The organism is Pedococcus cremeus, from assembly GCF_900111375.1.
Taxonomy (GTDB): Bacteria; Actinomycetota; Actinomycetes; order Actinomycetales; family Dermatophilaceae; genus Pedococcus_A; species Pedococcus_A cremeus.
The window spans coordinates 513,239-540,034 of record NZ_FOHB01000001.1 but is presented as its reverse complement, the minus strand read 5'-3'; the positions used below and the strand labels follow the sequence as shown (position 1 = coordinate 540,034).

The following is a 26,796-nucleotide window of genomic DNA, read 5'->3' as shown; positions in this document are numbered from 1 at the left end:
AAAGGTCTGTCATTTCTTTGCAGAAAACTCGATAAATACGTTGCTGGCGCTTCTCGCCAGCCGCTACTCTTTTCGAACGTCAAGCCCAACCGGTTCGATTGGCCGACTGGACTGACATGAAGACACAGCACCTGCGAGACACAGAAGGAGGGTTGGCCCTGATGGAGAGCATCACCATGACGAACGCGACGCAGATCTCCGGCGTCGGTTCCGTGTGCCCGCAGACCAACCCGATTCGTCTCGCGGCCACCGGTGCCCAGGCTCAGGGGACCCGTGTGTCCACCCTCGTCTCCGATGCCCGTGGCGTGTTCGGCGTCAAGGTGCGCCCGGCCTTCTACGCCGGTCGCGTCGCCGCCGCCCCGCAGACCACCGTTCTCGACACGGTTACCCACAACAGCATGGATGTCGCATCCCTCCGCTCCGGAGAGCCACCTGTCTAGGCCTCACAGCCCCAGGTCTCTCTTCAGGCCGCGGAACCCGACATCCGGGATCCGCGGCCTTTCTGTTTCCCCAACCGGGTTCTCCCGGGACGGTCCACAGAGTTCCTCGGCCGCCAGAAGTGAAGGCGCACCGATGACAGCACCACCAGCACCACCAAAAGCACCACCAGCAGCACCGATGAGTTGGCAGGACAGCACCGATCAGTACGGGTCGAGGGCTTCCCACCGGGAGCGCGGAGACCAGACCAGCAGCCGAGAGACCGTCACCACCGTGACGGGGACGACAAGGGGAGGTGACACCCGATGCAGTTGAGCGCACTCCACGACCTGAACGAGCAGGCCGCGGTTACCGGCGAAGGCATCCCGTGTCGAGAGAACGACGCCGAGCTGTGGTTCGCCGAGAGCCCGGAGGGAGTCGAGTTCGCCAAGGCGCTCTGCGGGACCTGCCCGGCCCGCGCCGCCTGCCTGGCGGGAGCCATCGACCGCGCCGAGCCGTGGGGCGTCTGGGGCGGTGAGCTCTTCGTCCAGGGAGCGATCGTCGCCCGCAAGCGTCCCCGTGGCCGCCCGCGCAAGAACCCGGTGGCTGCCTGATGACGACCACCGCTCTGCAGTCCTCCGGTGCGCTCGTGGGTTCGGCCGTTGCCGCCGAGCCCGCGGGCCGCACCCACCACACCGCGCACCACCACAACGACCTCAGTCTTGTCCTCACCAGGAGATTCACCATGTTCCAGGCCTTGCACGCCGACCTCGCCCGCGCTCATCAGAAGCGCCGCCAGCGGGAGTTCCAGCGCCAGCTCGAGCGGCGCGCGCAGCACGAGCTGATGCTCCAGCTGCCGCGCATGCTGGCTCGCTGACGTCATCGACACCGATGACGTCCCGCACCAGGAAGCGAACCCACCCGGACTCCACGTCCGGGTGGGTTCGCCATTTCTGTCGATCGTCATGGTGTGGGTCGTCATGGTGTGGGTCGTCATGGTGTGGGTCGCCATCGTGGGTCGCGCCGGTTCGCCGCTGTCCGGCCCCTCCCGCCCTAGGGTGCGCAGTGTGAACACGACAGCCGGGTCCCGCGACGCCGTCATCGCAGCGCTCTGCGCCCCCGACCTCGCCGCCATGGTCGACCTCGTCCTCTGGGTCGAGCCGGACGCTGACGGCACACCGGTGGCGCACGCCGCGAACCACCTCGGCCGGGTGCGGCTCCACCCCGGCGGCAAGCACGAGGTGCTGGCCGGCGCCGACCCGGTGGCCAGCGAGGACCCCATGGCCTTCCTGCCCTACGAGCGCGAGATCGCGCAGGAGGGTCCGCGCGTCTCCACCGACAACGCCTACCCGTATGCCGCCGAGCGGATCCTGTCGCTGTTCGCGCACGCCGAGCGCAGCCCCGACGTCGCGGTCGTGCACACCCCGCGCCACTACTTCCCCGACGAGGGCGGACACCACGGCGAGCACGGCTCGCTCGACGTCATCCAGTCGCGCGCGCCCCTCGTCCTCTCCGGAGCCCGCGTCACGCGCCGCTCCTACGTCGACGACCACGCACGCCTCATCGACGTCGGTCCCACGCTCGCCCACCTCGCCGGTGTCCCGGAGTCCGACCTCCTCGACGGCAACGGCGACCCGCTCGACGGCCGGCCGCTCACGGCATACCTCGAACCGCTGCCCGCAGGGCAGCCCCGGCGCGTGGTCGGCATCCTCTGGGACGGCGCCCACTGCGGCGACCTGCTGCACCTCGCCGAGGCCGGCGAGCTGCCGGGCGTCGCGCGGCTGGTCGAGCGAGGGGTCGCGCTGCGCGGCGGCGCGGTCGCGGAGTTCCCCAGCGTCACGCTGACCAACCACACCTCGATCCTCACCGGCCTGGGGCCCGGCCGGCACGGGGTGCTGGGCAACGTCTACTTCGACCGGGCCACCGGCGAGCGGGTCGTGCCCAACGACGAGGCGACGTGGCACCGCAGCGCCGAGTGGCTGCACCCGCAGGCCCGCACCGTCTTCGAGATGGTCAACGACCACGTGGCACCGGGGTCCGGCCCGCGCACGGCCAGTGTCGACGAGGCCATCGACCGCGGGGCGGACTACGCGACCATGCAGCTGATCCGCGCCAGCGGCAGCGACCGCGGCGCGGGCGACCTCGGCGACCAGCTGCCCGACCCGCACGCGTCGCCGTTCGTGGGCAACCCCGCCCACCTCGAGGACCGCTACTTCCGCTGGGGTGTGCAGGTCGACGACCTCGGGCTGCAGCAGATGCTCCAGCTGTGGGCCGACCCCACCGCCGCGCCGGTGCTGACCTGGTGGGCCAACGTCGTCACCGACGCCGGGCACCACGGGGGAGGGCCGCGGTCGGAGATGGCACGCGACTCGCTGCGCCAGGCCGACCGGCGGCTCGTGGCGTTCCTCGACCACCTCGACGGTCTCGGGGTCGCCGACGAGGTGACGTTCCTGCTCACGGCCGACCACGGGTTCGAGGGCGCCGACCAGACCGTGACCGGCTCGTGGGCACCGGCGCTCGACGCCCTCGGGATCCCCTACCGCGACGAGGGCCCGGGCTTCGTCTACCTGCACTGAAGGCCCGCTGGCTACGCTGCCGACATGGCCAGCGCACAGCCCACGATCCGCATCGCCCAGGACGAGCACGCCGACGAGGTGCTGAGCGGCGACCCGTTCGCCCTGCTGGTCGGCATGCTGCTCGACCAGCAGTACCCCATGGAGCACGCGTTCCGGGGCCCGGCCAAGATCCTCGACCGGTTCGGCACCCTCGACCCCGCCCGCATCGCCGAGGCGGAGCCCGAGGCCTTCGCCGACCTGTGTGCGACGCCGCCGGCCATCCACCGCTACGGCCGCTCGATGGCGGGGCGCGTGCAGGGCCTGGCCACGGTCGTGCGCGACGAGTACGGCGGCCGTGCCGAGACCATCTGGACCGAGGCCGCCGACGGCACCGACCTGCTCGCCCGGCTCAAGGCGCTGCCGGGGTTCGGCGACCAGAAGGCCCGCATCTTCGCCGCCCTGCTCGGCAAGCAGCTCGGGGTGCGCCCCGCCGGCTGGCAGGAGGCGATCGGCCCCTACGCCGAGGACGGCTCCTACCGGTCGGTTGCCGACGTGGTCGACGACGTGTCGCTGCAGAAGGTCCGCGAGTTCAAGCAGGCCGCCAAGGCCGCCGCCAAGAAGAAGGCGTGAGCGGTATGCCGCAGGACGAGGAGGTGTCGCAGCCCTCCGCTGCGCAGGCGTCGGCGGCGATGGTGTGCGCCACCTGCGGCGCTGCCCCGGCCGACGAGGGGCTGGCTCGCCTCACCTGGGCCCGTGGGGTCGAGAACGGCCGCGACGTGTGGACCTGCGAGACCTGCAGCCGGCGCCACCTGCGCAGCATCGAGGGCAAGCTCGACTCCTCCTGGTGGTGACTGGGAGGGACATCCCAGCACCATCAGGCTGTGATGGGAATCCCCACACTCAGTCGACGGTGGGCGGCAGGTGGCGCAGCCGCATGCCGGGCATGTGCTCGATGATGATCGCCCGCGCCGGCACGGTGCCGTCGAGCTGGCAGAGCACGCCGATGCCGCCGAGCCAGACCCGGTGGATCAGCAGGTAGGCCGGTGGCAGGTTGAGCTTCATGCCGGTGAGGAACTCCGGCTGCCGCACGTCGTTGATGTGCTGGGCCACGCCGCGCAGCCAGGCCCGGCTGAACTCGAACTCCTCGTGGCGCATCGGCTCGATGAGCGGGTCGAGGTAGGTCAGCACGGCGTGCGGGTCGACCTGCATCGACGGCTTGATGAACCCCTCGCGGCGCAGGCCGTCGGCCAGGGTGAGGGCGTCGCCGTCGAGGGCGTCGGAGATCAGCTCGCCCATCGACGACGGCAGGCCGCCGGGGAGGCGGTTCACGGCGCCGAAGTCGATGACCCCGAGCCGGCCGTCGGCAGTCAGCCGGAAGTTGCCCGGGTGCGGGTCGGCGTGCAGCAGCCCAGCCCGGTGGGGGCCGACCATGAGGAACTCGAGGTAGAGGCGTGACGCCTCGTCGCGCTGCTCGCGGGTGCCGTTGGCGACGATCTGCGACAGCGGCGTGCCGTCAAGCCACTCCGAGACGATCACGTGCTCGCTGTTGACCAGCACGTCGGGCACGACGAAGTGGGGGTCGTCGCGGAAGACCTTGGCGAACCGGCGCTGGTTGGCCGCCTCGAGGTTGTAGTCGAGCTCCTCGGACATCCGCGACTTCAGCTCGTCGGTGATCGGCTTGATGTCGATGCCGGGGATCCAGCCCCCGGCGACCCGGGCCACCCGCGCGAGCTGGTTGAGGTCGCTGACGAGGGCCTCGGCCGCGCCGGGGTACTGGATCTTGACCGCCACCGGTCGGCCGTCGCGCCAGACGGCCCGGTGCACCTGCCCGATCGAGGCGGCCGCAGCCGGCTTGTCGTCGAACGACAGGAACTTGGCGGTGCGCCAGCGCGGACCCAGCTCGGCCGCGAGCACCTTGTGCACCGTGGAAGCGGGCATGGGCGGCGCCGCCTCCTGCAGCTTGGTGAGGGTCGCCCGGTAGGGCCCGGCGACCTCCTCCGGCATGGCCGCCTCCATGACCGACAGGGCCTGGCCGAACTTCATCGCCCCGCCCTTGAGCTCGCCGAGGACCTTGAACAGCTGCTCCGCCGTGCGAGCCTGGAGCTCCGCGGCGACGGCCTCCGCCGGCTTGCCGCCGACCCGTTTGCCGAAGCCCAGCGCGGTGCGCCCGGCGAACCCCAGCGGAAGGCTGGCGAGGCGGGCGGTACGGCTGACCGCTTTGCGCGGTAGGTCACTCACCCAGCCATTGTGGCTGACGCCCGTGCAGAACCGCGCTCCGGACCCTGCTTTCCCTGCGCGTCGGCCCCTGCGCAACCGCAGTCGGGATGCCGCAGCCACACCTGCTCGGCGACCCGGGGCGCCGGCAGCCCGAGGCGCCACGACGTGCCGGGGTGCTGCGGGTGGCCGTCGAGTGCCGCGAGCACGGTCATGGCGGCCAGGCCGGCGGTGGCGAAGACGAGCGAGGTCTCACCGGAGGCCTCGGCCACCGGGCCGACGGCGGTCGGGGTGAGCTGGGCGAGCACGGCGGGCCACCCCGGGTCGTGGTCGGTGCGGGTGAGGTCGACGCACCGCAGGCACGGCCCGGTGCCGGGCACGACCAGCGGGCCCACCTCGGCGCTGGTGCCGTGCAGCACCACGGGCAGGTGGGCCACCCGCCCGCGCAGCCAGGGGGAGGCCGCCTCGGCGGCCACCGCGCCGACCCCGGTCAGCACCACGAGGTCGGGCGGGCGCTGCCCCGGCGGCTCCTCACCGGCATACCGGCCAGTGAGCACGTGCCCCACCCCCGCCTGCCGCAGGGCCTGCACCAGCAGGGCCGGCAGGCCACCGGTGCCGCACACCACGACCTGGCGCCGGGCACGGCGGCCGAGCACGGCATACCCGTCGTCGGGGCTGCGGTAGGCGCAGGCCAGCGCGGCCGCGTCGGCGCGCAGGGCGTCACGCGCCGCGGGCGCGAGGCCGGCGAGGTCGAACCGGTGGGCGGGGCGCTCGACGGTGAGGGAGTGGGCGCGCAGCGTCCGCAGCAGGGTGGCCACGCGCTCGGCCGGGATGCCGCGGCGGGCCGCCCAGGCCGTGGCCGCCACCTCGTCGAGGCTTCCGTCGAGGTGCTCGAGCAGCTGCACCTCCTCCTCGGAGAGCCCTTCGAGCACCACGCCGACCGCGGGGTCGAGCCCGAGCTGCACCCGGCCGTGGCCGCGGCGCAGGGGCCGGAACTGTTCCTTCAGGCGAGGCCTGGCGACCATCGACCGCCTCCTCGCGGGCCGGGCAACGTGGGTGGTGTGGCTGTTCCGTCACCCTCGCACAGCGCGTGCGGCCGGCCGGGCCGTCATCCACAGCGCCCGCACCGGCGGCGGGCACGCGAGAGGGGCGGGACCCGGCCGCAGCCGCTGGTCCCGCCCCTCTCGCGTTGACTGGGGTGAGGCGCTGCCTCAGGCCTTGCCGAGAATGCGGTTGAGGTTGGTGCCGCAGACCGGGCACACACCCTTGGCCATGCGGCGGCCGTTGGTCTCGACGACCTTGCCCTCGGCCTCGCGCTTCTCCTTGCACTTCACGCAGTAGAACTCGCCCTTGTAGGTCTCGTCAGCCATCGCGTATGTCTCCTTGTCGATACCACCGCACGGTTGCGGTGCTGGACTTCGGCCACCGTAGACCATGCTGAGCACAAAATCGCGCAGCGGGGCGTGTCGCTCGTGCTCAGCGCCCGCCCCCTAGGCTCGTCCCCATGACCGACCAGAGCGCCCCGACGACGTGGTGGACCACCCCCTACGAGGACCTCCGGGTGGAGGCGCGGGAGGCCTCCGGGCGCCGGATCGCGGTCGTCACCTTCGACCTGCCCGAGCGCCGGAACTCGATGAGCACCGCCATGACGGCGTCCTGGGTGAGGCTGATGGGGCTGCTGCGACAGGACGCGGACCTCGCCGCCGTCGTGGTCACGGGCGAGGGCTCGGCGTTCAACGCCGGCGGCGACCTGTCGTGGATCGTCTCCGAGCCCGACGCGCAGGTGGCCGACCTGCGGACCCGGATGCTGGCGTTCTACCGCTCCTGGCTCACCGTCAAGCAGCTCGAGGTGCCCACGATCGCGGCGGTCAACGGCCACGCGATCGGGGCCGGCTTCGCGCTCGCGCTCGCCATGGACGTCCGGTATGCCGCCGCTGACGCCAAGCTGGGCGTGCCGTTCACCTCTCTGGGGCTGCACCCGGGCATGGCGACGACGTGGTCGCTGCCCGACGTCGCCGGCCACGCGGTGGCGCGGGACCTGCTGCTCACGGGGCGCATCGTCACCGGCCAGGAGGCCGTGGGCCTCGGCCTGGTGTCGCTGGCGGCCCCTGCCGAGGAGGTGCTCGGGCACGCCCTTGCGGCCGCCGAGCGGGTGGCGGCAGCCGCGCCGGTCGCGACCCGGCTGACCCTGCAGGCGGTGCGCGACGGGGGCCACGCGACCTACGAGCGGGCGCTGGAGTGGGAGGCGCTGGCGCAGGCGGTCACCCTGGCCACCGACGACCTGCACGAGGGCATCGCGGCCGCCGCCGAGAAGCGCAGCCCCACCTTCCACGGCCGCTGAGGCGGACAAAACCCTAGGTCACGAGGCCTTCGTGGCCTATGTTCGGGGGGTGGACACCCCCGATGTCGAGGTCCGGCGCAGTCGCCGGCGCCGTCGCACGGTGAGCGCCTACCGCGAGGAAGGGCGCACCGTCGTGCTGATCCCGGCGCGCTTCACCAAGGCCGAGGAACGGCAGTGGGTGGCCACCATGCTCGACCGCCTGGCCGCGGGTGACCGCCGCCGCAACCCCAGCGACACCGAGCTCACGGCGCGGGCCGAGGAGCTCTCGCGCCGCTACCTCGGCGGTCTCGCCAAGCCGGCCAGCATCCGCTGGGTCGAGAACCAGCAGTCGCGGTGGGGGTCCTGCACCCCGGCCGACGGCACCATCCGCATCTCGACCCGGGTGCGCGGGATGCCCGGCTACGTCCTCGACTACGTCGTGCTGCACGAGCTCGCCCACCTCATCGTGCCGGGCCACGGCAAGGACTTCTGGTCGCTCGTGGGCGGCTTCCCCCGCATGGAGCGGGCTCGTGGCTACCTCGAGGGCGTGGCTGCCGCCGCCCACCTCGACCTGGCCCCCGCAGATCCCGCCCGGGCGGCCGCGGAGGAGGCGGCCGAGCTGGACGGCGTCGCCGCCCTCGAGGTCGGCGAAGAGGTCGGCGAAGAGGTCGACGAGTAGTCGTCGACAGCGGCCGAGTCGTCGTCGGGGAGCGACCCGGCCGGCTCAGCCGAGCAGCCGCCGCGCCGCCGTCGCGAGCGGCAGGATCTCGTGGCGGCTCTCGGGCGGGAGGTCGTCGACCGGCCACCAGCGCACGTCGAGCGACTCGTCGCTGACCGCGAAGCCCGCCTCGTCGGTCGCCACCCCGGCGTAGCGCAGGTCGAGGTGCTCACGGCAGCGCCCGAACCCGGAGGCGATGAGCCGGTGCCGGTCGAGGTGCACCAGCTGCGGCGCGAGCTCCAGCCCCGCCAGACCCGACTCCTCGCGGGCCTCGCGGGTGGCGGCGTCCAGCACCGAGGCGTCCTGCGGCTCGAAGTGCCCGCCGAACTGCAGCCACAGCCCCGCCTTGGCGTGGAGGGTCAGCAGCACATTGTCGAGGCTCGTGTTGAGCACCAGGGCGCTCGCGGTGAGGTGGGCGGGCGGCCCCTGCTTCCACATCACGTCGTCGTGCGCCTCGAGGTGCTCGAGGAGCTCGACCCGCAGGGACTCCTGCTGCGCGTCCGGTGCGTCCCAGCCGGACAGGAGGGCGCGCGCGTCGTCGCGCAGGGTCAGGTATGCCGCCGGGACGCCTTCGGTGGGCGCCGTCACCGGCCGTCCCCGGAGCCACCGGGGGTGGAGCCGCCGTCGCTGCCGTCGTCCGGCGTGCCGTCGCCGGTCGGGCCGTCGGTGTCGCCGGCGCCGCCTTCCCGCAGCAGCTCGTCGAGGGCGGCGTCCATGTCGCTGACGGTCGGGGAGCCGATGCGCTCGACGTAGCCGAGGGGGTCATCGAGGTCGGCGCCGGTGGGAGCCACGTCGGGGTGGCCCCACGCCGCGTCGCGCGCGGCCGCACCGTGCTGGGCCTCGATGGCGGCGAAGAGGTTGGCGGCGTCGCGGAGCCGCCGGGGCCGCAGCTCGAGGCCGACCAGGCCGCTGAACACCTTCTCGGCCGGCCCACCGATGGCCCGGCGGCGACGCACCGCCTCACCGAGGGCAGCGGTCTGGGGCAGGTGGTCGCGAGTGGCCCGCTCGGTCACGACGTCGACCCAGCCCTCGACCAGCGCGAGGTAGGTCTCGAGCCGGGACAGGGCCGCCTTCTGGCTGGGGCTGGGGTCGGGCCGGAACAGCTGGTCCTGGAGGGCGGCCTGCAGGGCCTCGGGGTTGGTGGGGTCGACCTGCTGCAGGCCGGCCTCGATGCGCTCGGTGTCGATGGTGATGTCGCGGGCGTAGTCGCGCACCGCCGCCAGCAGCTGCGGACCCAGCCACGGCACGTCGGCGAAGAGCCGCACCCGCGCGGCCTCCCGGACCGCGAGGTAGATCCGCACCTGGTCGAGGTCGACCTCGAGGCCCTCGGCGAAGGCGTCGACGTTCGCCGGCAGCAGTGCCACGGCCTGGTCGCTGACGAGCGGCAGACCGATCTCGGTGCCGCTGACGATCTCCTGGGCCAGGGCGCCGACGGCCTGTCCGACCTGGAGGCCGAACATCGACCCGCTCATCCGGGCCAGCATCGGCTCCATCTGGCCGAGCAGCGCGCGGGGGTCGATGCCGGCGGGGAGCAAGCCCTCGGGCAGGGCGCCCTCGCCGAGCTGCTCGAGCTGGGTGCGCATGGCGGCGCTGATCGCCCGGCCCACGCCCTCGGCGACCGGCTCGACGAGGCTGCGCCACGTCGGCATCGTCGCCTCGACCCACTCGGCCCGGCTCCACGCGTGCGTGCTGATGCCGGGCGGCCCGAAGTCGGTGACCTGGTCGAGCCAGAGGCCGGCCACCTGGGCGGCCTGGGCCACCTTGGCGGCGTCCGCGGCGGTGACGGAGGAGTCACCGGCGGCGGAGACGGTCTTGCGCGCGGTGTCGGTGGCCACCTCGACGTTGAACGGCTCGTCGTCCGAGCCGGCGAACATGGCCTGCACCTGAGCCGTCACCATCTGCAGCATGGCGGGGTCGATGTTCTCGATACCCATGCCCTGCAGCATCTTGGCCATGTCGGGGTCGATGCCCTGGCCGCCGGTCAGGCGCCCGATCATCGCCTCGAGCTCGGGCGGCAGCCCGGAGCCGCTGTCGCCGGAGCCAGCCGGGGGCGGCGTCGCACCGGTGCCGAACCCGGCGGGGCGGGAGCTGGGAGGCGGGCCCGACTCACCGGGGCCACGCGGCCGCAGCGGCTCGTGGCGCGGCTTGTCCTGCTTGTCCGGGGTTTCCCCCTGCTCTCCCTCGTCGTCGGGGTCCGGCGGGGTGATGGGTTGGTCTGGCACGACGGCTCCTGTGGCCTGCTGCGAGGATGTGTCTCCACTAGACAACCATGCGGAGGCCACAGTGAGTTCCCCCCGGGGCGCGGTTCGCTCCCGGCGTAGTGCCATCAACGTCGCCGTGGTCGGCGCGTCGGGGCCCGTCGGGCGGGCGGTGCTGCGCGAGCTGGTGGGAGCCGCCGCCCGGGGAGGGGCGGGCGAGCGAGGGGGAGCCCGCATCGCCGCGGTCGTTGCCGTCGACGCCGAGCCGTCGGAGGTTGGTGGCACCGAGTGGCGCCACGGCGACCCTGCCGACCCGTCGCTGGCCTCGGCCCTCCACGACGTCGACACCGCCGTCTACGTCGCGGTGCGCACCGACCTGGCCGGTGAGCTGGCCGAGGGGCGCCAGCTGCGGCGGGAGCGGAGCCTGCGCCGGGCCCAGACCGTCATCACGGCGGCTGCCGCGGCAGGCGTCGGCCACCTGGTGGTCGTCACGAGCGCCAAGGTCTTCGGCGCCCACCCCGACAACCCCGTGCCGCTGGACGACGACGCCGAGCTCCGCGCGGTGGCCGACGGCGGCAGCGTCGGCGACCTCATGGACGTCGAACAGCTGGTCGCCGTGGCGCGGGAGGTCCATCCCGGGCTGAGGATCACGGTGCTGCGGCCGGCCGCCCTCGTCGGCGACGGGGTCGACACCGTCATCACGCGCCACTTCGAGGCCCCGCGCCTGCTCACGGTCAAGGGTGCCGATCCGGTGTGGCAGTTCTGCCACGTCGACGACCTCGGGTCGGCCGTCGCCGTCGTCGTCAGCCACGGCCTCGGACCGGCCCTGACGGTGGCCAGCGACGGCTGGCTCACCCAGGACGAGGTCGAGCGGCTGACCGGCATGCGGCGGGTCGAGCTCAGCCTGGCGGTGGCGCAGGGAACCGCCGACCGGCTCCACCGCGTTGGGGTGTTGCCGACCCCGGCCAGCGACCTCGCGTTCGTGCTGCACCCGTGGGCGGTGTCCTCCGGCACCCTCCGCGCGCACGGCTGGGAACCGGCATACGACAATGCAACCTGCCTCGGTGTCCTGCTCGACGGGATCCGGGGATCGCACGCGGTCGCGGCCCGCCGGCTCGACCGCAAGGACGCGGCGCTCGGCGCCGCCAGCGCCGCGGTGGCCATGGTGGGCACGGCGGCGATCATGCGGCGCAGGCGCCGCAGGGGAGGTGGAGCGTGAGCAGCGTGTCAGACGGAACCGACGTCGTGCTGTGCGACGTGCGGGAGGAACCGCTCTCGGTGGACGAGGTGCTCGACGCGGTGCGGCACTCGCAGTGCGGGGGCATCGCGCTCTTCGTCGGCGTGGTCCGAGACCACGACAACGGTGCCGACGTGGCTGCCCTCGACTACTCGGCGCACCCGAGCGCGGTCGAGACGCTGCAACGGGTCTGCGCGGAGGTCGGCGCCCGCCACGGGGTCGCCCGGCTCGCCGCGGTGCACCGCACCGGACACCTCGAGATCGGCGACACGGCCGTGGTCGTCGCCGTGGCCGCGGCGCACCGCGGCGAGGCCTTCACCGCCTGCCGCGACCTCATCGACACCCTGAAGTCGACCGTGCCCATCTGGAAGCACCAGCGGTTCGCCGACGGCTCCGACGAGTGGGTCGGCCTGCCGTGAGCCGGATGCCCCAGCTGCCCTCCTCGACGCCCGGCCCGAACGACCCGAACGACCCCAACGGCCCGAACGACCCCAGCGGCCCGCCCGGTCCCAGCGGCCCGGCCGCCCCCGGGTACTCGGGCCAGGACCCCTACCGGCTGTCGCGCAAGTCCGTCTGGGCGCTGACCGGCGTCTTCCTCGGCATCGCGCTCGCGGCCCTGCTCTCGATCGTGAGCCTGCCCTACGTGGTCATGCAGCCCGGTCCGATCTCCAACACGCTCGGCAAGCTCAGTGGCCAGCAGCTCATCACCGTCAAGGGCGCCGAGACCTACCCGACGACGGGTGCCCTCGACTTCACCACTGTGCGCGTGCTCGGCGGACCGGGCGACAAGGTCAACGCGTGGGAGCTCCTCTGGGCGGCGATCGACCCCACGAGCGACATCTACAAGGAGGAGCAGATCTTCCCCAAGGGTGTGACGAGCAAGCAGGTCGAGGAGGAGAACACCGCCGAGATGGTCGGCTCCCAGCAGGAGGCGATCGCCGTCGCCCTCAAGGCGCTCGGCAAGCCGGTGACCGAGCGGGTGACCATCGCCCAGGTCGCGAAGGACGCGCCCTCGGCCGCCCTGCTGAAGAAGGGCGACCAGATCGTGGCCGTCGACGGGACGCCCATCCGGACCTCCGAGGACGTGCGCACCGCCGTGCAGAAGCACCAGCCCGGGGAGCCGGTGAAGCTGCAGCTGCGCCGTGGCGGCTCCCTCGTCGACGTGACCGCGACGACCCGCGACTCCGACGGACGCGCCACCATCGGGGTGTTCCTCGGCCGCGAGTTCGACTTCCCGGTGGACGTGCAGATCCACGCCGGCGACGTCGGCGGCCCCTCGGCCGGCACGATGTTCGCGCTCGGCGTCTACGACACCCTCACCCCGGGCGCGCTGACCGGCGGGCAGAAGATCGCCGGCACCGGCACCATCGACTCCTCGGGCACCGTCGGCCCGATCGGCGGCATCCGGCAGAAGCTGGTGGGGGCCCGCGACGGTGGCGCCGACTGGTTCCTCGCGCCCGCGGACAACTGCGACGAGGTCGTCGGGCACGTGCCCGACGGGCTGCGGGTCGTGCGGATCTCGACGTTCGACGAGGCGCGCAGGGCCGTGCAGGACATCGCGGCGAAGAAGGCCAACAGCCTGCCTACCTGCACGCGCTAGCCGCACCGCCCGGCCCGAGTGGTCGGGAGAGCCCTGCGTGCCGCAGAGCGGCTGTGCCGCGCGGAGCCGGTATGCCGCGTGGCGGCTCAGTCCTGCAGCGTGGCCTTGAGGGCGTGGACCAGTCCGGGGGCGATGTCGTCGCCCATCGCGACCTGGTCGTCGCGGTCGTGCGCGCGCTGGCGCAGCAGGCACCGGCTCCGCCCGTCACGGGTGACCGCCACGAGCAGGCGCACGTCGCGCCGGTCCGGGTGGCCGGCCAGCGCCTCCATCGCCTGCTCCGGGTTGCCCGGCAGGTCGCGCTCGGCCTCCGGGGGCACGACGACCCGCTCGACGGCCAGCGCGACGCCGACCACGGCCTCGGGCCACGACATCCGTCCCAGCAGCGACTCCATCGACGACGTGCGGGGGAGGTCCTCCTGCTCGATCGCGGAGAGCGCGCCGGGGGCGAGGTCCGAGCCGGACATGCCCGCGCGCAGGTGCGGCTCGCGCTCGAGCAGGTCGGCGGTCGGCACCAGGGCGAAGACGCGGGGGTTCTGGTCCCAGCCGGAGGCGGCGACGTGCCTCTCGGTGTCGAGGGCGGCGATGGTGAGCGGGTCTGCGACGGGCTGCGGCTGGGAGGTCACGGGGCCATGGTGCCGCATGGCCCGCGGCATACGTGAAACTGCGCACTGGCTCGACCGCGCGAGCGAGGTGGGCCAGTACTGCCATCTCTGCAGGGAACCCGGGGCGCGCTCGGTAAGTTGGCACTGAACAGGCGGTGCGACGGAGGCGCCGCCTTCAGATAGATCGGGCGTGTGGTGAGTTCTTCTGAGTGGTTCGGCGCAGGTGGCCCTCCCCCTGAGGGTGGGGGTGGTCGTCCGACGCCTCCCGGCTCGGGACGCCCGGGTGGCGGACGACCCGGCGGACGCCCGCCGATGGGGTTCCGCCGGAGCCGGGGACCGCTCGTGCCGACGATCGCGATCCTCGTCGCGCTGGCGGTGCTGGTCTCCATCGCCGCCGGCATCTGGACCGACGTCCTGTGGTTCAGCTCGATCGGCTTCACCAAGGTCTACACCACCGAGCTCGTCACCAAGGTCCTGCTCTTCACCGTCGGGTTCATCCTGACCGCGGCCCTGGTGGCCTCCAGCCTCGTCATCGGGTACCGCGCCCGGCCCGTCTACGCGCCGGTGACCCCGCAGCAGCAGAACCTCGACCAGTACCGCGAGGCCATCGAGCCGCTGCGGCGCGTCGCGACCATCGGCATCCCGGTGGTGCTCGGCTTCCTCGCCGGCACCGGGGCGGCCGGCCAGTGGAAGACCTTCCTGCTCTGGCGCAACAGCGTGTCCTTCGGCCAGAAGGACCCTCAGTTCGGGATCGACCTCTCGTTCTTCGTCTTCACCCTGCCGTGGCTGCGGTTCGTGCTCGGCTTCGTGACGATGATGCTCATCATGGCGCTGATCGCGGCCGCCTTCACCCACTACGTCTACGGCGGGGTGCAACTGCAGGGCAGGGGTGAGCGCACGACCCACGCGGCGCGCACCCACCTGGCGGTCCTGCTGGCGGCGCTGGTGCTCGTCCGGGCCGGGTCCTACTGGGTGGACCGCTACTCGCTGCTCACCAAGGACTCGCCGCTGCTGACCGGCATCAAGTACACCGACGCGCACGCCGTCATGCCGACCAAGGCGATCCTGGCGGTGGCCTCGATCATGACGGCCGCGCTGTTCATCGCCTCGATCTGGACCCGGTCGTGGCGGCTGCCGATCATCGGTGTGGCGCTCCTGACGGTGACCGCGGTCGTCGTCGGCGGCATCTACCCGGCGCTGATCCAGAACTTCACCGTCAAGCCGTCCGAGAAGCAGAAGGAGGCCAAGTACCTCGACCGCAGCATCAAGGCGACCCGGGCGGCATACGGTCTCGACGGGGTGCAGGTCGACGACTACAAGGCGGCGACGACGGCGACTCGCAACCAGCTGCGCGACGACACCGACACGATCCCCGGCATCCGGCTGGTCGACCCCAACGTTGTCTCGCCGACCTTCAAGCAGCTGCAGTCGGTGAAGTCGTACTACGCCTTCCCGGACTCGCTCGACGTCGACCGCTACCGGCTCGACGGCAAGGAGAACGACACCGTGATCGCGGTGCGCGAGCTCGACCTCGACGGCGTGCCGGCCAACCAGCGCAACTGGATCAACGACCACACCGTCTACACCCACGGCTTCGGTGTCGTCGCCGCCTACGGCAACCGGCGCGGTGACGACGGCCAGCCGGTCTTCTACGAGAAGGACATCCCGCCGACTGGCACACTCGGCAACTTCGAGCCGCGCATCTACTTCGGCGAGAAGTCACCCGCCTACTCGATCGTCGGTGCGCCCAAGGGCAGCCGTCCGCTCGAGTTCGACTACCCGGACAACAGTGCCGCCGGCCAGAAGAACAACACCTACCAGGGCAACGGTGGCGTCGCGATCGGCTCGTTCATGCGCCGAGCGGCCTACGCCATCAAGTACCGCGAGCTGAAGTTCCTGCTCTCGAACGCCGTGAACGACAACTCGCGGCTGCTCTACAACCGGCAGCCCCTCGAGCGGGTCCGCAAGGTGGCGCCGTGGCTGACCCTCGACGGCAACCCCTACCCCGCCGTGGTGGGCGGCCGCGTCCAGTGGATCGTCGACGGCTACACCACGTCCGCCGACTACCCGTACTCGCGGCTGCAGGACATCGACAACGCGACCTCGGACTCGGTGACCGAGACCTCCAGCGCGGTGCGGGCGATCAGCACCGGGCAGATCAACTACATCCGCAACTCGGTGAAGGCCACCGTCGACGCCTTCGACGGCTCGGTGAAGCTCTACACGTGGGACGACAAGGACCCGGTGCTCAAGGCGTGGTCCAAGGCGTTCAGCGGCACGGTGCGGCCGATGAGCGAGATCAGCGGCGACCTCATGTCGCACCTGCGCTACCCCGAGGACCTGTTCAAGGTGCAGCGGATGATGCTGGCGCGCTACCACGTCACGGACGCGGACTCCTTCTACGGAGGCCAGGACTTCTGGCGGGTGCCCAACGACCCGACGGAGGAGAACGCGGCCGTCTACCAGCCGCCGTACTACCTGACGCTGGCCATGCCGAAGCAGTCGTCGCCGAGCTTCTCGCTGACGACGACGTTCCAGCCCACCGGTGACCGCGAGGTGCTCTCCGGCTTCCTCGCCGTCGACGCGAACGCAGGGTCGGAGAACGGCAAGCGCCGCGACGGCTACGGCAAGCTGCGGCTGCTCGAGCTGCCGCGCGACTCGACCGTCAAGGGCCCCGGTCAGGTCGCCAACGACATCAACAGCTCGAACGTGAGCTCCGAGGCGTACGCGCTGACGCTGAACCAGTTCCTCAACCAGAGCCGGCAGTCGGGCTCGCGGGTCACGATGGGCAACCTGCTGACCCTCCCGGTGGGTGGTGGTCTGCTCTACGTCCAGCCCATCTACGTGCAGGCCAACGGTCCGTCGTCCTACCCGCTGTCGCGGGCGACCGTGGTGGCGTTCGGCGACAAGCTGGCGTGGTCGGACACGCTCACCGGTGCCCTCGACGGCCTCTTCGGGGGTCAGTCCGGGGCCCAGGCCGGTGACAAGGGCACCGGGTCGGGCCCGACCACCACGACGAAGCCGCCCACCGGCTCCAATGCCACGGCCCTCGACCAGGCGCTGAAGGACATCCAGTCCGCCTACGACGACGGCCGGCAGGCGCTCAAGGACGGCGACTTCGCGGCCTACGGCGAGGCGCAGAAGCGGCTCAACGACGCGATCCAGCGGGCGGTCTCGGCGGCGCCGCAGGGCTCGGTCACCGTGACGCCCACCCCGAGCCCCAGCGGCAGCGCTACGGCGACGCCGTCGCCCACCACCAGCAAGTGACGGTATGCCGCGCGCACCGCTCCCGGTGCGCGCGGCATACCGCGCTGCGAGCAGGCCCGTGGTGCTGGGATCAGCACCGGAGGAGCCCTGCGAGCGGGCCCGGGAGGCCGTTGCGAGGAGGCCCGGGGGAGCGGATTTGGCGTGAAAGCCCGGTTCCCGTAAGGTTGTGTCTACCGACGCGGGGTGGAGCAGCTCGGTAGCTCGCCGGGCTCATAACCCGGAGGTCGCAGGTTCAAATCCTGCCCCCGCTACCAAACGCGTCAGCGAGACGAAGGCCCGGACCATCAGGTCCGGGCCTTCGTCGTTCTCCTGCGGACTCGACCTGCCCCGCCGCGCTCCGTTCTTCGCCGTCACCCCTCGCTCGTCCCTTCGCTCGATGTGGCCCCGCGACCCCGGCCGCATGCTGGCCACAGGCCACAAGCCCGGCTGTCGGTGCCGGGAGCTGGAAGGAGGCTGACGATGATCGGTGCGACGATGGTGGTGGCCACCCTGCCGGTGACCGACCTGGACCGGGCCAAGGCGTTCTACGTCGACGCCCTCGGCCTCACGCTCCTCTGGGAGACACCGGTCGGGGTGCGACTGCGGTGCGGCGACGTCAGCGAGGTCTCCCTCTTCAAGCGGCCGCCGGTCACCACCGAGCACACCCTGGCCCACTTCGAGGTCTCCGACATCGAGGCGGTCGTCACGGACCTCGAGGCCAAAGGGGTGGAGTTCATCGACTACACCGAGGGGCCGTTGACGACCACGGGGCACATCGCCCAGGTCGGCCCGTCCCGTGGCGCCTGGTTCCACGATCCCGACGGCAACACCCTCGGTCTGCGCCAGGCGTAGCCGACGTCAGGGCGCACACTTCGGGCAGCTGCGTCACTGCTCCACCACGCGGAGCAGTGACGCAGCAGGGCCCAGGGACCGTGACGTTGCTACTTCAGCCGGCCGGCGTTGGCGATGATGACGGCGATCGGCGGGATGAAGGCGGCGACGACGCTCATGCCGATGGCCAGCGGCACCGACCACAGACGCACCAGGAACCACGCGAGCGCCAGGAGCACCACGCAGGTGCCCATCAGCCACAGGTACCACCGCATCTGACGGTCCATTCATCCAGTGTGGCCTCGGATGAACGGGGGAGCCGCCGGGGGCTTTGATCGGGTTCACAGACTCTTGTCGCACACTGGGTCAAGCCGCCCGTGACCGATCGTGAAGGACCCCTGCGTGCATCGACCTCCCCGACGCTCTCGTCGAGCTCACGACGGAGCGGGCGGACGGCCCCCGCGGCGGATGCGGCCCCGTGACCGGCTGGCGCTCGCGGCCGCGACGCTCGTTGCCGTCGTCGTCGGCGCCGCCCCCGCGGTCGGCCAGTCCATCACCGACGGCGAGCCCGTGCACGTCGCCGGCCCGGCCGCCACGGTGCTCAGCATCAGCCACCGCGGCCAGGGCCGGGTGGTCGAGGCCTTCGGCGACGTGCGCCATGCCCGCAGGATCGCCGTGATCGTGCCGGGTGTGGGGTGGAGCGGCATCCTGGTCAGCGACGAGCGCGGCGCCGGACGGCGGCACCCCGCGGTGCAGGCGCGCAGCCTGCTCGCCGAGATGCAGCGGCAGTCGCCGCACACGCCCGTCGCCGTCGTGGTGTGGCTCGACTACGACGCGCCCGCGGGGATCGACGCCGACGCGGCCCGGTCGGAGCGGGCGGTGGCCGGCGCCGCACGGCTCGCCACCTTCGTCGACGGCCTCCCGCACTCAGCACGGGTGAGCCTGGTGTGCCACAGCTACGGTTCCGTGGTCTGCGGGCACGCGGCCTCGCACGTCGACGCCGCCTCCCTGGTCGTCGTGGGCTCGCCGGGCATGGACGTCTGGAGCCGCGCCGAGCTGCACACCACCGCCGAGGTCTGGGCCGGCATCGCGGCGGAGGACCCCATCCGGGTCGTCCCGCACACCCGGGTCAACGGTTTCGGCCACGCGGCAGACCCGACCGACCCGGCCTTCGGTGCCAAGGCCCTGCCGGTCGGAGGGGCCGTGGGGCACAACGGCTACCTCGTCGCCGGCACGGAGTCCCTGCGCGCCATCGCGCAGATCGCGCTGGGCCACGGGGCCCAGGTCACCTCCGTGCGCCGCTAGCCGGCTTCGACCAGGCCGCCGGTCTCGTGGCCGGGTGCACCGCCCGAGGCGGCTGTGGGGCGGCGCTGTGTGGTGGCCCCGCCGTCAGGCCCCCTCTCGGAGCCGGGCGAGGGGATCGACGCTGAGGTACTTGAACGCGGTGTCGACGGCCAGGGTCACGATGACGGCGTCCGGCCCGAGTCGCTCGGCGAGCCGGAGCGCCCCGACGACGTTCGCGCCTGTCGAGATGCCTGCGAAGATGCCCTCCTCGGCGGCGAGGCGCAGCATCATCTCGGTCGCCTCACTGTCGGTGATGGCGTCGACGTGGTCGACCTTCGTGGCGTCCCACTGGGGGACCACGAAGCCGGCCCACCCCTGCATGACGAACGACCCCGACGGACCCCCGGAGAGGGCCGCGGAGCCGGCGGGCTCGAGCGCCTGGATGACGACACCGTGAGGGCGCAGCGCCTCGGCCACACCGAGCACCGACCCGCCGGTGCCCACCCCCTGCGTGTACGCGGTGACCCGGCCACCGGTCTGCTCCCAGATCTCGCGGCCGAGGAAGTCGCGGTGCCCCGGGATGACGTAGGGGTTGTTGAACTGGTCGGTCGCGTAGTGGCCCGGCTGCGACGCGAGCTCGGCGGCCCGGGCCATCATGGAGCGGATGTCCTGGGGGGTGACGCGTGGCCTGCCTTCCACCGAAGCGACGACGTCCACCGCCGCGCCGAGGGCGCGGAGGAGCTGGAAGCGCTCCTCGGTGAAGCAGTCCGCCATGACGATCCGGGCACGGTAGCCCTTGGCGCGGCACACCAGTGCCAAGGAGGGCCCGGTGCTTCCCCCGGTGTACTCGACGACGGTGTCGCCCGGCTCGATGAGCCCATCGCGCTCGGCACCCTCGACCATGGCCAGGGCCATGCGGTCTTTCATCGAACCGGTCGGGTTGTAGTACTCAAGCTTGACCCAGACCTCGGCGCCGTTCGAGGGGCCGCAGCGCCCCAGCCGCACGAGGGGCGTGTTGCCGATCGCGTCGATGATGGTGGCCATGCCCGGGTCCTTGTCGTCGCAGGGAAAGGTGCGCCACGTCGGTGCGGCGCCACGCGCGTCACCCCGGTGGGAGGTGGCCCGCGTTCGGATTCGTCCTCCCCGGTGGGTGGCCCCCGTAGCATTGCCGCTTCGCCGGGGCCCGGACCAGTACCGGTTGCGTACCACCTGACCCGGCCGCGGATGCGTCTTGGCGGTACAGAACGTGTACTACCGCGTCTGCCGTCGCAGCGCCATCATGGTTGCGTGGCGAACCACTCCGACTACTGCCCCATCGCCGTCGGCGTCGACGTCGTGGGTGATCGGTGGACTCCTCTGGTGATCCGGGAGCTGATGGTTGGCTCGACCGGCTTCAACGAGATCCACCGCGGCATCCCCCGGATGAGCAGGACGCTCCTCGCCCAGCGGCTGCGGATGCTGGAACGGCGAGGGCTGGTGGTGCGCGAGCAGGCGGGCAGGGGCCGACCCGGCCGGTACGCCCTGACCCCCGCGGGGGAGTCCTTGACCCCCATCGTCTGGGCGATCGGGCACTGGGCGGCCGAGTGGGTGTTCGGCGACCCGGGGGAGCGGGACTGCGACGGGCAGTCCCTGATGTGGCGGCTGCACCAGCACGCCATCCCCAACAGGCTTCCCCTGGAGCGCACCGTGGTCCACGTGGACCTCACCGGTCCGGGCCGGGCGGAGGGATGGTTGGTGGTCGAGCGGCGCGCGGTCACCGTGTGCACGACCGACCCCGGCTACGAGGTGGACCTCCGGCTCGAGGCCGCCACCGGGCAGATGCAGCGCTGGATGGTCGGGCGCGTGGCCTTCAAGGAGCTGCTGTCCGCCGGTCACGTGCGGCTGGCCGGCCCGAGCCGCCTCGCCCGAGCCTTCCCGACCTGGTTCGACACCACCGCCTTCGCCGAGGCGACGCGCCGCGGCGAGCTCCGGCGGAACCTGCAGGCCACGGCCTGAGCCTGCCTGCTGTCCGCTGCCGAACCTGCCTGGTGCCCGGGGCTGCTCGCTGCCGAACCTGCTTGGTGCCCGGGGCTGCTCGCTGCCCGCTGCCGGTGCTCCGGCGCGCTCCGCCGCAGTGGTGGGACGTGCCACGGGGGTAGCGAAACTGCACTGGTCCCAGCCCTGGGCCGTGGACCAGTCTCCTTGCCATGACGACGACTACCGCAACCACCAGCCGTGCCACCGAAGCAAGCCTCTTGAGCCGTGTGGACCGCATCGGTTCGCTGCTCGCGGAGCACAGTGGCGGCCACGACGTGGCCGGCACCTTTGTCACCGAGTCCTACGACGCGCTGCGACGCGAGGGCCTGCTCTCCGTGGCGGTCCCGGTCGAGCTGGGCGGAGAGGGCGCCACGATCGCCCAGATCGCCGCCATGCAGCGGCGGATCGCCCACTACTGCGGCTCCACCGCGCTGGCCAGCGCCATGCACCAGCACGTGACCGCCTTCACCGCCTGGCGCCACCGCCGCGACCTCCCCGGCGCCGAGGCCACCCTGAGGCGGGTGCTGGAGGAGGGCATCGTCCTCGTCTCCACCGGTGGTGGTGACTTCACGGAGCCGCCCGGACGCGCCACCAGGGTCGACGGCGGGTTCCGGGTGACCGGCCGCAAGCGCTTCGCGAGCCAGTCGGTCGCGGGTGCCGTGATCTCCACGATGTTCACCTACGACGACCCGCAGCAGGGCCTGCGCGTGCTGAACCTCTCCGTCCCCGCCGGAGCGGAGGGCGTGAGTGTCGCCGACAACTGGGACACGCTCGGGATGCGTGGCACGGCCAGCAACGACATCGTCTTCGACAACGTCTTCGTCCCGGAGGAGAGGGTCCTGGCGAACCGCCCGTTCGGCGTCGTCGACGGCCCGTTGCAGGTCATCAGCAGCATCGCCTTCCCCATCATCACGGCGGTCTACCTCGGCGTCGCCGAGGCGGCATACTCCGCTGCCGTGCAGGCGGCAGGCAGGAAGCGGGACGACCCCGCCGTCCAGCGCCAGCTCGGGCAGTCGCGACTCCTCCTGCAGGGCGCCGAGTGGGTGCTCGAGGGTGCGCTCCGGGATGTGGGGGACGACCCGACCCCGTCGGCCGAGACGTTCCTCGCGGTCATGCTCGCCAAGGCCCACGTGGTCCATGCCGGGATGCGGGTGTGCGACCTCGCCATGGACGTCGCGGGTGGGCCGGCGTACTTCAAGGGCTCGATGATCGAGCGCTGCTACCGGGACATCCGCGCCGGGAAGTTCCACCCACTGACCCCGGAGCAGACGCTCGCCGAGGTCGGTCGCCACGAGCTGGGGCTCTCGACCGTCGCCTGACCCTCTTCCCCACGCGCCCAGGGCGCTCGTTCCGGTGGATCGAGCGCCCTGGCGCCGTGCCCGGGGCTCAGCTTGAGGCGATCGTGCCGAACCTGCGGTCGTGGTGCACCAGGGGACGTCCGGAGGCGACCTCCGCCGCCTCCACGTCGCACACCACCACCACGTGGTCTCCGCCGGGAACGTGGTCGCGAACGCTGAGGGCGAACCAGGCATGTGTCCCGCCCAGCCGGGGCGCGCCGCAGTCGACCTGCCAGGGCACACCGCGGAAACGATCCTCCACGCGAGCCGCGAACCGCTGCGCCAGCGTGATCTGGTCGTCGGCGAGGACGTTGACGCCCACGGGAGCCCCGCGGCGCAGCGCCGACAAGAGGGAACTGGACGCCTGTAGCGCCACCGTCATCATCGCGGGCCTCATGGAGAGGGAGTCGAACGCCGACACCGTCGTGCCCAAGGGGCGTCGCCCGACCAGCGTCGTGACGACAGCCACGGGAGCGGCCACATGACGCATGGCTGCGAGGAACTCCGGTTCAACGTCAGACCGCGGCTCCGGCGGTTCGGACAGGGCGTGCATGCCCGTCACCCTCACAGGGGCTGGCCGGTCGGACGAGTGCAGGAGCGGGACTGGTGGGTCCGACCGGCATGGTCCCGTGGTGTCCCGTCGGGACGAGATCACTCGAACATATGTTCGAATGATCTGGCATGCTGGTGGGGTGGCAGGCGGCATGGGATACCGACGGGGCGTCCCGCTCGGCGAGCGACCGGTCGAGACCGGTGCCCCTGCGCCGACGACCGTCGCCTCGTCGACGACTCGGAGGCCGCCCGCGACGCCGGCGCCCTCGGGGGAGCACCCTTCCGCCCGCCGGCACTGCTGGGTGCGCGGCGTCGACGGCGCCCCCGGCCCGCACCCGGCGCTGCTCGTCGAGTGGCGACGCCGCGAGGCCGACCAGTGGGAGGCGCTGGTGGTGTATGCCGTGGAGGACCGCGGGTCCGTGACGCTCGTCCAGCAGTGGCTGGCGTCCTCGCTGGTCACCCCGTCGGCGTAGTCCGACGGTCGCCGCTGCTCCACCGTGGCCTCGGGCTTGAGAAGCCCTTGTGCGTGGGATCGCCGCTGATGTACGTTTCGCCTTCTTGGACCCTTTCCAGGGTTCGCCGTCCAGCAGCCGGCGGCTGGTCACCCCAGACCCCGGTGCCCCCTTGTCCTTCGTTGTGCTTGGGGAGATGGATGGACATGAGCGAACACGACTCCTCCGACCGCTTCGGCGGTCAGCTGGGCCATGTCGTAGCTCACGACCCTGCGATGGTCGAGCGCGCCAAGGGCGCCCTGATGCTGCGCCTCGGTGTCGGCTCGCCCGAGGCGCTGGGGCTGCTGCTCTCGTGGTCCCAGACCGCCAACACCGACGTCGGTCACCTCTCCGAGGTCCTGGTGCGCGGACTGTGCCGGGGAGACCGCGACGTGGTGCGTGCCGAGCCGCTCCTGCTGCGGTGGCTCGAGACGAGGCTTCGCGCCATGGAGAGCAGCTAGCAGGCCACCAGCGGCGTGCGCACCGCCTGTCGGGGGACACGGCGCGCACGCCCTGGTCGGCGGTCCGGCACGGTGGTTCGGGGGAACTGGTGGCCGACCGCCCGCGCGGCCCCGGAGGGCACACCCTCCGGGGCCGCGTTCTGCCTGCCTGCTGATCCTGCCGCCTGGTGGAGGTGGGCACGCCGGGGTTCGCAGGCAGGGTTCGCCTGTGGGCCCACGCCGACCGTGGAAGGGCGGGAACACGGCATACCGGCTCGTCGCCCCGCGACTCGGCCGCAACGGCCTCGGGGCGGTATGATCGACGGTGAAGGGGACCGGTCACGCCACCCTTGCCACATCGGCAGCTGGCGGCTCGTCATCGACGAGTGACCGGAAGGTCACCACTGGGTGGTCCGTGAAGGGTCACACCTCTTGGCTGTTCTGGCGGACCACGCGCCAGCTCGACCGGCACTGGAGTACCCAGCGGTCCTGTCCCCGGCTTTTGCCACATCGCCCCGTCGCAGGGCGAGGGCGCGGGTATGCCGCGCCGGACCGCCTGCGTCGCGGCACCCCCGAGGAGGAGTTCTTGGCTCAACGAGGCCAGCGCCAGGCCGGCGCCACCCGCACCGCCCCCCGCGCCCAGCGGCGAGCCCGCGACGAGGAGGGGCTCTTCCCCGTGCTCGCCAAGGCGGTGCGCGAGGTGGAGGGAGCAGCGCAGCGTGGGCGGCTCCGGCCGTCGTCGCGGACCAAGTTCCAGGTCATCGCGCTGCTGGTCCGCGAGGAGCGCGCCCGCGTCAAGGCGGACTCCTCGCTGACGGAGGGCCAGCGGGCCGAGGCGCTCAAGCGGCTCGACGGCATCGCCACGATCCTGGCCAAGACCGCCGCCCGCGACACCTCGCTGCTGTCGCTGCTGGCCGAGGACGCGCTCGTGACCGGCGCCGCGAAGACGCTGCGGTCCGAGATGCTCGTGGCCGGCGGCATGGAGGCCGAGCCCGAGCCGGAGCCCGAGCCGGAGTCCGTGACCGCGCCTGCGCCGACCGAGCGCCGGGTCGTGCCGCAGTCGGTGGTCGCGCGACAGCTGGCCAACCCCTTCCTCGCCCCGGACTTCTCCGCCGCGCAGCACCAGCGGGTGCGACACGGACGGCTGTCCAACTGGGAGCTGCTCGGCCCGCTGTTCCGCTCCTTCGAGGAGGGTGGCGGCACGTCGTGCATGGACCTGCCGGAGCCGGCATCGCTGCAGTCGCTGCAGGCGCCGGGTGGGCAGGTGCTGATGCACCACCAGGCACAGGTGGTCGAGGCGGCCCGCGAGGGACACCGCACCTTCCTGCTCGCCGACGAGCCGGGCCTCGGCAAGACGGCCCAGGCGTTGCTGGCCGCCCAGGCGGCGGACGCCTACCCGCTGCTCGCGGTCGTGCCGAACGTCGTCAAGGCCAACTGGGCCCGCGAGGCGCAGCTGTGGACCCCGAAGCACAAGGCCACCGTCATCCACGGAGACGGCCACACGATCGACGGCTTCGCCGACATCATCGTCGTCAACTACGAGGTGCTCGACCGCCACGTCGGCTGGCTGGGTGACCTCGGTTTCCGCGGCATGGTGGTCGACGAGGCGCACTTCATCAAGAACAAGTCCTCCCAGCGCTCGCAGCACGTGCTCCAGCTCTCCGAGCGCATCCGCCAGCGGATGGCCAACCCGCTGCTGATGGCGCTCACCGGCACCCCGCTCATCAACGACATCGAGGACTTCCGCGCCATCTGGCAGTTCCTCGGCTGGATCGACGACAAGCAGCCCCGGGCCCGTCTCATGGAGAAGCTCGAGGACGTCGGGCTGACCCCGGCCGACGTGGGCTTCTACGCCTCCGCCCGGGCGAGCGTCGTCGACCTGGGCATCGTCCGCCGCCGCAAGGTCGACGTGGCCTCCGACATCCCGGCCCGGCGCATCGCCGACCTGCCGGTCGAGCTCGACGACGAGGCCGGCCGCTCGATCCGCGCCGCGGAGCGCGAGCTCGCCAAGCGGCTGGTGCAGCGCTACGAGAGCGCCCTCGCCGCCCGCGGCACCGGGGTCCCGGCCGACGGCGGAATCGACCACGACCTCGTGCGCCGCGTCGCGACGTGGGAGCGCGAGGAAGCGAACAACAGCAAGGCCGACGGCAACGTCTTCGGCATGCTGCGCCGCATCGGCCAGGCCAAGGCCGAGCTGGCCGCCGACTACGCCGCCCAGCTCGCCCGCAGCGTGGGCAAGGTCGTGTTCTTCGCCAAGCACATCGACGTCATGGACGCCGCCGAGGAGCTGTTCGCCCGGCGCGGCATCCGCTACTCCTCGATCCGCGGCGACCAGACGTCGAAGGCCCGCCAGCAGCAGGTCGACGCGTTCATGACTGACCCCGACGTCGCGGTCGCGGTCTGCTCGCTCACCGCAGCCGGTGTCGGCCTGAACCTGCAGGTGGCCTCCAACGTCGTGCTCGCCGAGCTGTCGTGGACCGACGCCGAGCAGACCCAGGCCATCGACCGCGTCCACCGCATCGGCCAGGGCGACCCCGTCACCGCGTGGCGGATCATCGCGGCCCAGACGATGGACACCAAGATCGCCCAGCTCATCGACAGCAAGGCCGGCCTGGCCGCGCGGGCGCTCGACGGCTCCGACGAGGAGGTGTCGTCCTCGGCCGACATCCAGCTCGAGGCGTTGGTGGCCCTGCTCACCGAGGCGCTCACCGAGCAGCTGGCCGCCGCCTCGTAGGTCG

28 protein-coding genes and 1 tRNA gene are annotated in these 26,796 nt (G+C 72.2%); 20 read left to right on the top strand and 9 right to left on the bottom strand.

Annotation, left to right across the window (positions count from 1 at the left end):
- Window positions 1-161: 161 nt before the first annotated feature.
- The 6 genes from BMW78_RS02515 to BMW78_RS02490 all read left to right on the top strand — a co-directional run bounded on the left by BMW78_RS02515 (window position 162) and on the right by BMW78_RS02490 (window position 3,823).
- Entirely contained in the window at window positions 162-440 is a 279-nt protein-coding gene (locus BMW78_RS02515) for a hypothetical protein (RefSeq protein ID WP_091756022.1), read from the top strand.
- A gap of 303 nt (window positions 441-743) precedes the next feature.
- Complete coding sequence (locus BMW78_RS02510) at window positions 744-1,031, top strand: WhiB family transcriptional regulator (RefSeq protein WP_091756020.1); 288 nt, start codon at window positions 744-746, stop codon at window positions 1,029-1,031.
- Window positions 1,031-1,294: a hypothetical protein gene (locus tag BMW78_RS02505; protein WP_091756018.1), complete on the top strand. Its 264-nt coding sequence runs from the start codon at window positions 1,031-1,033 to the stop codon at window positions 1,292-1,294. The genes BMW78_RS02510 and BMW78_RS02505 overlap by 1 nt, the downstream gene beginning before the upstream one ends.
- A 190-nt stretch (window positions 1,295-1,484) precedes the next feature.
- Window positions 1,485-2,993: an alkaline phosphatase family protein gene (locus BMW78_RS02500; RefSeq protein WP_177180240.1), complete on the top strand. Its 1,509-nt coding sequence runs from the start codon at window positions 1,485-1,487 to the stop codon at window positions 2,991-2,993.
- A gap of 24 nt (window positions 2,994-3,017) precedes the next feature.
- Window positions 3,018-3,602 (top strand): HhH-GPD-type base excision DNA repair protein, encoded by a 585-nt coding sequence (locus BMW78_RS02495; protein WP_091756016.1) that lies wholly within the window; start codon window positions 3,018-3,020, stop codon window positions 3,600-3,602.
- Entirely contained in the window at window positions 3,599-3,823 is a 225-nt protein-coding gene (locus tag BMW78_RS02490) for a hypothetical protein (protein WP_143056120.1), read from the top strand. The genes BMW78_RS02495 and BMW78_RS02490 overlap by 4 nt, the downstream gene beginning before the upstream one ends.
- Window positions 3,824-3,872: 49 nt before the next feature.
- Here BMW78_RS02490 and BMW78_RS02485 read toward each other — a convergent pair whose 3' ends face one another.
- From BMW78_RS02485 to BMW78_RS02475, 3 genes are all read right to left on the bottom strand, one after another.
- On the bottom strand, window positions 3,873-5,210 hold the full coding sequence (locus BMW78_RS02485) for an ABC1 kinase family protein (protein WP_091756012.1): 1,338 nt from the start codon (window positions 5,208-5,210) through the stop codon (window positions 3,873-3,875).
- Window positions 5,207-6,211: a hypothetical protein gene (locus tag BMW78_RS02480; RefSeq protein ID WP_091756010.1), complete on the bottom strand. Its 1,005-nt coding sequence runs from the start codon at window positions 6,209-6,211 to the stop codon at window positions 5,207-5,209. The genes BMW78_RS02485 and BMW78_RS02480 overlap by 4 nt, the downstream gene beginning before the upstream one ends.
- A 186-nt stretch (window positions 6,212-6,397) precedes the next feature.
- Window positions 6,398-6,556 (bottom strand): DUF5679 domain-containing protein, encoded by a 159-nt coding sequence (locus tag BMW78_RS02475; RefSeq protein ID WP_091756008.1) that lies wholly within the window; start codon window positions 6,554-6,556, stop codon window positions 6,398-6,400.
- Between the two features lie 134 nt (window positions 6,557-6,690).
- On the opposite strand from BMW78_RS02475, the gene BMW78_RS02470 reads away from it, so the two are divergent.
- Complete coding sequence (locus tag BMW78_RS02470; protein ID WP_091756006.1) at window positions 6,691-7,527, top strand: enoyl-CoA hydratase/isomerase family protein; 837 nt, start codon at window positions 6,691-6,693, stop codon at window positions 7,525-7,527.
- Window positions 7,528-7,576: 49 nt separating this feature from the next.
- Window positions 7,577-8,185, top strand: a complete 609-nt coding sequence (locus BMW78_RS02465) for a M48 metallopeptidase family protein (RefSeq protein ID WP_091756004.1) — start codon at window positions 7,577-7,579, stop codon at window positions 8,183-8,185.
- A 45-nt stretch (window positions 8,186-8,230) separates the two neighbouring features.
- Here BMW78_RS02465 and BMW78_RS02460 read toward each other — a convergent pair whose 3' ends face one another.
- Window positions 8,231-8,812, bottom strand: coding sequence for an NUDIX hydrolase (locus BMW78_RS02460; protein WP_091756002.1), 582 nt, complete (start codon window positions 8,810-8,812; stop codon window positions 8,231-8,233).
- Complete coding sequence (locus BMW78_RS02455; protein WP_245735613.1) at window positions 8,809-10,446, bottom strand: zinc-dependent metalloprotease; 1,638 nt, start codon at window positions 10,444-10,446, stop codon at window positions 8,809-8,811. Before BMW78_RS02455 ends, BMW78_RS02460 begins: the two co-directional genes overlap by 4 nt.
- Before the next feature lie 115 nt (window positions 10,447-10,561).
- Here BMW78_RS02455 and BMW78_RS02450 point away from each other — a divergent pair, with 115 nt between their 5' ends.
- Genes BMW78_RS02450 through BMW78_RS02440 form a run of 3 tightly spaced genes read left to right on the top strand, consistent with a single transcriptional unit; the run spans window position 10,562 to window position 13,259 of the window.
- Window positions 10,562-11,641 carry an NAD(P)H-binding protein gene (locus BMW78_RS02450; RefSeq protein ID WP_218144197.1) on the top strand — a complete coding sequence of 360 codons (1,080 nt, stop codon included), beginning with the start codon at window positions 10,562-10,564 and terminating at the stop codon, window positions 11,639-11,641.
- A gap of 5 nt (window positions 11,642-11,646) precedes the next feature.
- Window positions 11,647-12,078, top strand: a complete 432-nt coding sequence (locus BMW78_RS02445) for a molybdenum cofactor biosynthesis protein MoaE (protein ID WP_218144196.1) — start codon at window positions 11,647-11,649, stop codon at window positions 12,076-12,078.
- 5 nt (window positions 12,079-12,083) lie between these two features.
- Window positions 12,084-13,259, top strand: coding sequence for a YlbL family protein (locus BMW78_RS02440; RefSeq protein WP_091755994.1), 1,176 nt, complete (start codon window positions 12,084-12,086; stop codon window positions 13,257-13,259).
- 86 nt (window positions 13,260-13,345) lie between these two features.
- Here BMW78_RS02440 and BMW78_RS02435 read toward each other — a convergent pair whose 3' ends face one another.
- Window positions 13,346-13,900, bottom strand: coding sequence for a PPA1309 family protein (locus BMW78_RS02435; RefSeq protein ID WP_091756543.1), 555 nt, complete (start codon window positions 13,898-13,900; stop codon window positions 13,346-13,348).
- 303 nt (window positions 13,901-14,203) lie between these two features.
- Here BMW78_RS02435 and BMW78_RS02430 point away from each other — a divergent pair, with 303 nt between their 5' ends.
- The 3 genes from BMW78_RS02430 to BMW78_RS02420 all read left to right on the top strand — a co-directional run bounded on the left by BMW78_RS02430 (window position 14,204) and on the right by BMW78_RS02420 (window position 17,959).
- A complete protein-coding gene (locus tag BMW78_RS02430; protein ID WP_342707689.1) occupies window positions 14,204-17,128 on the top strand; it encodes a UPF0182 family membrane protein in 2,925 nt (974 codons plus the stop codon).
- Between the two features lie 177 nt (window positions 17,129-17,305).
- Window positions 17,306-17,382, top strand: a tRNA-Met gene (locus BMW78_RS02425).
- Window positions 17,383-17,587: 205 nt separating this feature from the next.
- A complete protein-coding gene (locus BMW78_RS02420) occupies window positions 17,588-17,959 on the top strand; it encodes a VOC family protein (protein WP_091755990.1) in 372 nt (123 codons plus the stop codon).
- Between the two features lie 89 nt (window positions 17,960-18,048).
- Here BMW78_RS02420 and BMW78_RS02415 read toward each other — a convergent pair whose 3' ends face one another.
- On the bottom strand, window positions 18,049-18,225 hold the full coding sequence (locus BMW78_RS02415; RefSeq protein ID WP_091755988.1) for a DUF3099 domain-containing protein: 177 nt from the start codon (window positions 18,223-18,225) through the stop codon (window positions 18,049-18,051).
- Window positions 18,226-18,406: 181 nt separating this feature from the next.
- On the opposite strand from BMW78_RS02415, the gene BMW78_RS02410 reads away from it, so the two are divergent.
- Window positions 18,407-19,243 (top strand): alpha/beta hydrolase, encoded by an 837-nt coding sequence (locus BMW78_RS02410; protein ID WP_091755986.1) that lies wholly within the window; start codon window positions 18,407-18,409, stop codon window positions 19,241-19,243.
- An 84-nt stretch (window positions 19,244-19,327) separates the two neighbouring features.
- Here BMW78_RS02410 and BMW78_RS02405 read toward each other — a convergent pair whose 3' ends face one another.
- Window positions 19,328-20,266, bottom strand: coding sequence for a PLP-dependent cysteine synthase family protein (locus BMW78_RS02405; protein ID WP_091755984.1), 939 nt, complete (start codon window positions 20,264-20,266; stop codon window positions 19,328-19,330).
- A 243-nt stretch (window positions 20,267-20,509) separates the two neighbouring features.
- Here BMW78_RS02405 and BMW78_RS02400 point away from each other — a divergent pair, with 243 nt between their 5' ends.
- Window positions 20,510-21,217 carry a winged helix-turn-helix transcriptional regulator gene (locus tag BMW78_RS02400; protein WP_091755982.1) on the top strand — a complete coding sequence of 236 codons (708 nt, stop codon included), beginning with the start codon at window positions 20,510-20,512 and terminating at the stop codon, window positions 21,215-21,217.
- Between the two features lie 191 nt (window positions 21,218-21,408).
- The gene (locus BMW78_RS02395) at window positions 21,409-22,557 is read left to right on the top strand and encodes an acyl-CoA dehydrogenase family protein (protein ID WP_091755980.1); all 1,149 of its coding nucleotides are present in this window, start codon (window positions 21,409-21,411) and stop codon (window positions 22,555-22,557) included.
- Window positions 22,558-22,624: 67 nt separating this feature from the next.
- Here BMW78_RS02395 and BMW78_RS02390 read toward each other — a convergent pair whose 3' ends face one another.
- Window positions 22,625-23,128, bottom strand: a complete 504-nt coding sequence (locus tag BMW78_RS02390) for a flavin reductase family protein (RefSeq protein ID WP_177180239.1) — start codon at window positions 23,126-23,128, stop codon at window positions 22,625-22,627.
- Between the two features lie 151 nt (window positions 23,129-23,279).
- Here BMW78_RS02390 and BMW78_RS20645 point away from each other — a divergent pair, with 151 nt between their 5' ends.
- From BMW78_RS20645 to BMW78_RS02375, 3 genes are all read left to right on the top strand, one after another.
- Window positions 23,280-23,600, top strand: a complete 321-nt coding sequence (locus BMW78_RS20645) for a hypothetical protein (protein ID WP_177180238.1) — start codon at window positions 23,280-23,282, stop codon at window positions 23,598-23,600.
- A gap of 185 nt (window positions 23,601-23,785) precedes the next feature.
- The gene (locus BMW78_RS20640) at window positions 23,786-24,079 is read left to right on the top strand and encodes an ANTAR domain-containing protein (protein ID WP_177180237.1); all 294 of its coding nucleotides are present in this window, start codon (window positions 23,786-23,788) and stop codon (window positions 24,077-24,079) included.
- A 565-nt stretch (window positions 24,080-24,644) separates the two neighbouring features.
- Window positions 24,645-26,792, top strand: a complete 2,148-nt coding sequence (locus tag BMW78_RS02375) for a DEAD/DEAH box helicase (protein WP_091755973.1) — start codon at window positions 24,645-24,647, stop codon at window positions 26,790-26,792.
- The last annotated feature ends 4 nt before the right edge of the window (window positions 26,793-26,796 follow it).

What these genes read in the sequence shown, in the direction of transcription:
- BMW78_RS02515 (WP_091756022.1), top strand. Translation starts at nt 162, where the DNA reads ATGGAGAGCATCACCATGACGAACGCGACGCAGATCTCCGGCGTCGGT.
- BMW78_RS02510 (WP_091756020.1), top strand. Translation starts at nt 744, where the DNA reads ATGCAGTTGAGCGCACTCCACGACCTGAACGAGCAGGCCGCGGTTACC.
- BMW78_RS02505 (WP_091756018.1), top strand. Translation starts at nt 1,031, where the DNA reads ATGACGACCACCGCTCTGCAGTCCTCCGGTGCGCTCGTGGGTTCGGCC.
- BMW78_RS02495 (WP_091756016.1), top strand. Translation starts at nt 3,018, where the DNA reads ATGGCCAGCGCACAGCCCACGATCCGCATCGCCCAGGACGAGCACGCC.
- BMW78_RS02480 (WP_091756010.1), bottom strand. Translation starts at nt 6,211, where the DNA reads ATGGTCGCCAGGCCTCGCCTGAAGGAACAGTTCCGGCCCCTGCGCCGC.
- BMW78_RS02475 (WP_091756008.1), bottom strand. Translation starts at nt 6,556, where the DNA reads ATGGCTGACGAGACCTACAAGGGCGAGTTCTACTGCGTGAAGTGCAAG.
- BMW78_RS02470 (WP_091756006.1), top strand. Translation starts at nt 6,691, where the DNA reads ATGACCGACCAGAGCGCCCCGACGACGTGGTGGACCACCCCCTACGAG.
- BMW78_RS02440 (WP_091755994.1), top strand. Translation starts at nt 12,084, where the DNA reads ATGCCCCAGCTGCCCTCCTCGACGCCCGGCCCGAACGACCCGAACGAC.
- BMW78_RS02435 (WP_091756543.1), bottom strand. Translation starts at nt 13,900, where the DNA reads ATGCGGCACCATGGCCCCGTGACCTCCCAGCCGCAGCCCGTCGCAGAC.
- BMW78_RS02420 (WP_091755990.1), top strand. Translation starts at nt 17,588, where the DNA reads ATGATCGGTGCGACGATGGTGGTGGCCACCCTGCCGGTGACCGACCTG.
- BMW78_RS02415 (WP_091755988.1), bottom strand. Translation starts at nt 18,225, where the DNA reads ATGGACCGTCAGATGCGGTGGTACCTGTGGCTGATGGGCACCTGCGTG.
- BMW78_RS02410 (WP_091755986.1), top strand. Translation starts at nt 18,407, where the DNA reads ATGCGGCCCCGTGACCGGCTGGCGCTCGCGGCCGCGACGCTCGTTGCC.
- BMW78_RS02405 (WP_091755984.1), bottom strand. Translation starts at nt 20,266, where the DNA reads ATGGCCACCATCATCGACGCGATCGGCAACACGCCCCTCGTGCGGCTG.
- BMW78_RS02395 (WP_091755980.1), top strand. Translation starts at nt 21,409, where the DNA reads ATGACGACGACTACCGCAACCACCAGCCGTGCCACCGAAGCAAGCCTC.
- BMW78_RS02390 (WP_177180239.1), bottom strand. Translation starts at nt 23,128, where the DNA reads ATGCACGCCCTGTCCGAACCGCCGGAGCCGCGGTCTGACGTTGAACCG.
- BMW78_RS20645 (WP_177180238.1), top strand. Translation starts at nt 23,280, where the DNA reads ATGGGATACCGACGGGGCGTCCCGCTCGGCGAGCGACCGGTCGAGACC.
- BMW78_RS20640 (WP_177180237.1), top strand. Translation starts at nt 23,786, where the DNA reads ATGAGCGAACACGACTCCTCCGACCGCTTCGGCGGTCAGCTGGGCCAT.